Below are 6,676 nucleotides of genomic sequence, written 5' to 3' on the forward strand. Positions count from 1 at the left end.
GACTCAAGCTCAATGATGCTGAGGCACTTACGCTTGCTGAGACAGACTGGCTCAAGCTCATTGACGCTGAAGCAGACTCGCTTGTTGAAACTGACTGACTCAAGCTCATTGACGCTGAAGCACTTGTGCTTACTGAGACAGACTGACTGGTGCTCAATGACGCTGAAGCAGACTCGCTTGTTGAAACTGACTGGCTCAAGCTCAGTGACGCTGAAGCACTTGCGCTTACTGAGACAGACTGGCTTGCGCTCATTGACGTTGAAGCTGATTCACTTGCTGAAACAGATTGACTTAAGCTCAACGATGCTGAGGCACTTACGCTTGCTGATACAGACTGGCTGGTGCTCAATGAGCTTGAAGCTGATTCACTTGCTGAGACAGACTGGCTCAAGCTCAGTGACGCTGAGGCACTTGCGCTTGTTGAAACAGATTGACTCAAGCTTACTGATGCTGAAGCACTTGCACTTACTGAGACAGACTGGCTCAAGCTCAACGATGCTGAAGCAGACTCGCTTGTTGAGACTGATTGACTCAGGCTTACTGATGCTGAAGTGCTTGTGCTTGCTGAGATAGACTGGCTCAAGCTCAAGGACGCTGAAGCACTGGCACTTACTGAGACAGACTGGCTCAAGCTCAATGAGGTTGAAGCTGATTCACTTGTTGAAACGGACTGACTCAAGCTCATTGACGCTGAAGCACTGGCACTTACTGAGACAGACTGACTCGTGCTCAATGAGGTTGAAGCTGATTCACTTGCTGAGACTGACTGGCTCAAGCTCATTGACGCTGAGGCACTTGCGCTTGTTGAAACTGATTGGCTACCACTCAACGAAGCGGAGGTACTCTTACTTAGTGAAACTGATTGACTCAAGCTCAATGATGCTGAGGCACTCTTACTCAATGAAACTGACTGACTCAAGCTCAACGAAGCGGAGGCACTCTTACTCAATGAAACTGACTGGCTCAGACTCAGTGACGCTGAAGCACTATTACTTAATGAGACGGATTGGCTACCACTCAACGATGCTGAGGCACTGGCACTTGTTGAAACTGATTGACTCAAGCTCAATGATGCTGAGGCGCTTGTGCTTGTTGAAACTGACTGGCTACCACTCAACGAAGCTGAGGCACTCTTACTTAATGAAACTGACTGGCTACCACTCAACGAAGCGGAGGCACTCTTACTCAGTGAAACTGATTGGCTACCGCTCAATGAGGTTGAGGCGCTCTTGCTTAATGAGACGGATTGGCTACCACTCAACGAAGCCGAAGCACTCTTACTTAATGAAACTGACCGGCTCAAGCTCAATGAAGCGGTGCTCTGACTCACTGAGACAGACTGACTACCGCTAACCGAGCCAGAAACACTATTGCTCGCTGAAACCGAACGGCTGGCGCTCATCGATGCCGATTGGCTATTGCGCAAGGAAGTAGACAAGCTCTGGCTAGCAGAAACTGAACGGCTGGCGCTCAATGAAGCAGCGCTCTGACTCACTGAGACAGACTGACTACCGCTCACTGAGGCCGAAACACTATTTCTCGCTGAAACCGAGCGGCTGGCGCTCATCGATGCCGATTGGCTATTGCGCAAGGAAGTAGACAAGCTCTGGCTAGCAGAAACTGAACGGCTGGCGCTCGTTGAAGCCGACGCACTCGCTGATGTACTAGCACTTACTGAGGCACTGGTTGACTGTCTTTGACTTAGACTAGTTGAAGCACTTCTACTCTTATAATCACTGTCAGAAAGTTTTATAGTAATCGTATCAGTAGTCTTATCTTTATAGATAATGGTAACTGTTCTATTATCACTAATAGTGAAAGAGTCTATACGTTTTTCCTGCTTATTATTTAATTTTTCAACGGCTGCTAATATACGTGTTTTTTCTTGAGAATTTAATCGAGAAACATTCTCTACTTGGAAGGTTTCAGTCGGTGCTACTCCCTCCATAATATCCGTCAGTCTACCTTGCACAATACGTACATTGCCCGGTGAATCATTTCCTGCACTATTTTTATTCCCAGCCTTATCCGTTGCTACTGCATTACGTTGCCAACTATTTCTACCATTTTTATCGTACTCTAGATTATCATTCAAATGAGCTCTTACCGTAATGCGAGCTGGACTAGCAGTAGTCGCTGTGATATTCCCCGTTAAATGATCTACAGTCCCCGTCCCATATTTATTATCTTCAAAGAAATTATTTTTAAGGGCTGAACCATTTGCATCTTCATTTGAAACGATCTTAAATTCTGATAATTGCCCGCTATTATCTGTAGCAGTGAAATTAATTTGAATATCATCTCCTGCGTACACAACATAGTTGCCGTTTACAGGTGTTAGAGTTTGACCGTTACGAGTCACCGTCGCACTTGGAACTGGAACAGCATCCACATTAGCTGGGATAACAGTTGTAGTATTATCACGGTAGGTAATGGTAATATTCCCATTTTCAGCTACCGCAATCGTTCCGGTTACGCCATCTTTCGTAAAATCACTACCAGATAAAAGCGACTGGTTTTTTTCTTTAAATTTTTCAAGTACTTGATTGCGTTCACTTACAGTCAAAGAAGAGGGATTCTTAACAATAACAGTATCCCCACTAACTGGGTTGTGGCGTTCGTTGAAGCCTTTGATATGGAAATTCGTACGTGCTGTCGCAGTCAGACCATGAATATCTCTTACTGTATATTCCAGAACATAGGTACCAGGTTTATAGGGTTTCCAAGTTCCGTTTTCACGACCCACTGTCCCTATTATGTTAATGGTGTATGACCTTTGGCCCCCTGTTTGATTCCCCCATTGATCATAGGTATGTAGATCTCCAAATCCCCCTTTCTTGCTAGCTGGATAGTTCGGTGCATTTAAACCTGTAATAATAGCATTGGATGGGGAAGCCGTGATTTTATCCATCCCTTTATCATCATTCAGCCTTATCTGAAAATTATTGACTGCTTCATCGTTATAAATTGTGATAGTAGATGGCATAGAAATCGTAGGCGGATTAGAGGCTGCACGTGAGTGTGCCCCTCTAGCAATTTCTGTCCCATTTCGTGGATCACGCACACCAGAATTAGCCGCCAACACAGCATTGACAATCGAATTACGCGCTGAAGTAGCTTTTTGCAATACTGTTGTTAAATCACTAGTTGGATCAGTCAGGGCTTTTTCAATTTCTGTTACTGCAGCATTGGCCTTAGCAAGAGCTGAATCCGTATTTGGTAAATCAACCGCTTTTGCTAGATAGTCACCTATTTCAGCTGAAAGATTGGTCAACTTCCTACGGTTTTCTTCTTGTTGTTTAGCAGTGACTTCTGAAGATGCTAATGCAACCGCAGCAGCTTCAATTAAGCTAGTTGTGACAGAAGTTGATTGAACTCCACTAACACTATTCTTACCAGTAATTTCAGTTGTTTTTAATGTAGCAGAATCAACTTTAAGACCCTTTGATTCTTTTGAAGCAGAGAACTGCTGGTCAATTGCTGTCGTCGATCCACTCTGTTCAATAGACAAACTTGACACTACAGAAACATTCGATCCACTTATTGATTGACTGGCACTGCGGAAGCCGGCCTGACCAGACTCTTTTGGTGAAGTTGCTACGGTCGTATCTACCGTTTGACTCTTCTCAGCTTGCTTGAGCGCATCCTTGCCTTGGGCTTGGTTCTTATCAGCTACCACACCAGCGGCCAAGTTGTTGCTGGTTGCGAGGGCTTGGCTATTGCTCAACGTAGCGCTAGCCAAACTTTGTCCTGCACCAGATGAAACAAAGCTATCAGCAACATTGACTCTGATATCCAGTGAAACAGAATTAGAAGCTGAGACAGAAGCATCAGCTACTGACGCGCTAGTTAGTACTTTATCCTGTTCTAGAGAAGTTGTATTGTTAGCACTTTCTAGCTTAGCTGGCGCTTTACTTTCTGATACCTTTGTAGCAGGCTCAGTACTCGCTGATTTGCTAGTCAAGACCGAACTGCTAACAGATACTGACCGGCTGATAGACGTTGAGTTACTAGCGGAAACTGATTGACTGAGCGATTGACTAACAGACTGGCTAGTCGAGATACTAAGAGATACTGACTCACTTGTAGAGACAGAAGTGCTGACTGACTGACTAACTGAAACAGAGGCTAACTCAGAAGCTTGTTCTGCTTTTGCTTTTCGCATTTCCGCTTGCGCTTGAGCAATGATCGAATTTGTACTTGCTTCTGCTGCTTCTTCATTGTCCTTGACTTCAGCTGAAATAACTGCTTTATCAGTATATTCAGATGTTTCATCTGCATAGACAGACTGCTCCTGAGTCACCATTAGCCCCGCTGCCCCAGCGGCTAATATCCCTCCCAGACCTGCAAGAGTATTGAGGCTCAGATGATCGTGATCAAGCTCTTCTGTATCTGACAAGCTGCTCGAGACAACTTCTCCCATTCCACCAATACGAAAGAGGTCGAGTTGAGAATTTGAAGCTTTTACCCAATTTTTCCCAGACTTATAGAGCTTATATCGCTTCTTTTCGTCAATAATCTCGAAATCTTTGTTATATTTCTTACTTCGAAACATCCTTTTCCTTTCCTTTTCCAACATGCCAGTTTTTGTTAATCTCATGACCATTAGCAAAGAAGCTGGCTTATTGCATACCATAGTTTAAAAGTAACAATAGACACTTTTATACATTTTTATACTAGGTGTCCCAATGTTCCAAGTAGTATTTTAACAGAAATATAACAAGAATTCAATCTATTGAAATCTTTATTTATTGAAAATAAGCTTGATAAATCAAGCTATTTTAAACTATCTATATTAACCTAGAAATTTAAACTATAGATTATTATAGGAATTAACAAAACGTAACTATTTATACAAAAAAAGTTAGACAGGCTGTCCGAGATACATGACCTCAGACCCGTCTAACTTTTTTATATATTTTGAATGGATTAGTGAGAAAGATGATTAATAATCCAAATCTTCTGCATAGCCAGCTCCATTTCCTACAAAGTAGCCTGTCTTACAGTTCATACTAAATAGATAAGTACCATCTGGTTTATAGAGATTGTAGTAGCCATTCCCCTTGACAATATTAACTTTTTCAAGGATAAACTGATCTCCTGTGATATAGCCACGCTCGCGAGACACCTTGAGGATCGTTTCTAAAACACCCGGATTGAAGGTCCAAGCAGGATTATTGACATCATCAATAGCTGCTTGATTGTAAGGCACACGGCTAAGGTGGCGCTGGAGGTTAACTCCTGCACTTGGTAGTCCGATACCAGTTTCTGCATTTCTAATACCACTAGGATCACTAGGCGCTGGAGTCGCAGCTGGCGGCGTTGATGGTGCGGCTGGCACTGTTGGTGTTGTTGATGGCGCTGACGGTTCCACTGTCGGACTAGGCGCTGGTGCTGGCAACTGTTGACTGCGTCCTTGAGCAATAGCCGCCTTCAAGACCTCATCCAACTTGCTATTACCTGTCGATACATCTGGAAGATTGGCGTTTTCTTTCACTTGGGCATCTGTCTTCAAGAGACCGTCAACGATGGCACCCGTATTGAATTGCGAATTCACACTTTGGATAGCAGAAATTTGCTTAACAAGATCATCATACTTCTTCTTAACAGCTGTATATTCTGAGCTGCCAGTTAAGACATCTAACTTAGCTTTCAGCTTATCCAAATCGCCAAACTTGTCATTTTTGATAGCTGTCTGACTGTCGTCAGTAAAGAAGCTGGCATAAAGCTCTTCAAATTCTTTAGCAGCCTCTTTCTTAGTTTCACTAGAGCTTGTAGATTTCTTTTTGCTAGAAGAAACTGTCGAACTGGAACCAGTTGTCGACTTGTGACTCCCCCACCCTTGATGAAAATACCAAGTCGTTCCAGCGGCAAGTGCTACAAGACCTAAGGCCGAGTATAGGAAGCCTTTCTTCTTGTAGAAAGGTTTTGTCTCAGGCTCGTCCTCATCTTCAAACACTGTCGGAACTGGATTTGATACCGGCTTTGTTGCCGGGATGATTGGTGCTTCAGCTGCAACTGTTAGCGCTGGTTGTGTAGCCTTTGTAGTCTCTACGTTTGCTGAATTTGCAGTTTCTGCTTTCACTGGCTGCGCCGAAGGTGAGGTCACATTGGCAGTATTTTCCTTCGCCTGAGACTGACTCTTAAGCTGTTTGATGGTCTCTTGTATCAAAGCTTCTTTTTGTTGTGCCAGCTCTTCCATGATTCTCAGCTTTTGGGTTTCAAATTTCCCTGCTTCGATTTCATCTCGGTGTTGCTTGATGTATTTATCAAGGATATTATCTCCTTCAGTCACACCAGCTTCGACTTCCTCGTTTTTCCGAGCAGCCTGACCGACCGTCATTTCTTTCGCATCTTCTAAGTCAAGAACGGTTTCTTTTGATTCTTGCTCTGTTGGCATCTTTTCTTCTTTGCTCACAGCATTTCCTTTCTAATCTAGTTGTCTTTTGACCCTTTGGCCAAAGTATTGATATAAATCAACTTTTAAAGTACCATTGTAAAGTTTTCGCTTTTTATCCGCCTGACTGCCATATTTGGCTTCAAAAGCCTCATCGCTGGTCAGGATAAACTTGCTCCAGGTTTTGAGCGGAGCAAAGGTTTCTCCCATTTCTTGATAGAGCTTGGTCACCGCATCATCGTCTAACAAACGCTCGCCATAAGGCGGATTGGAAATAAT

At 43.6% G+C, this 6,676-nt stretch carries 2 protein-coding genes and 1 pseudogene; all 3 read right to left on the minus strand.

The window, feature by feature from the left end; genetic code table 11:
- On the minus strand, positions 1–4,600 hold a 4,600-nt coding region (locus SCRDD08_RS11560; RefSeq protein ID WP_231089380.1), incomplete at its 3' end, for a MiiA motif-containing surface protein.
- A 345-nt stretch (positions 4,601–4,945) separates the two neighbouring features.
- A complete protein-coding gene (locus tag SCRDD08_RS10365; protein ID WP_061423589.1) occupies positions 4,946–6,418 on the minus strand; it encodes a cell division site-positioning protein MapZ family protein in 1,473 nt (490 codons plus the stop codon).
- Positions 6,419–6,430: 12 nt separating this feature from the next.
- Positions 6,431–6,676, minus strand: a pseudogene (locus SCRDD08_RS12050) (class I SAM-dependent RNA methyltransferase); the annotation flags it as partial.

Source organism: Streptococcus cristatus (assembly GCF_001578775.1).
Lineage (GTDB): Bacteria > Bacillota > Bacilli > Lactobacillales > Streptococcaceae > Streptococcus > Streptococcus cristatus_A.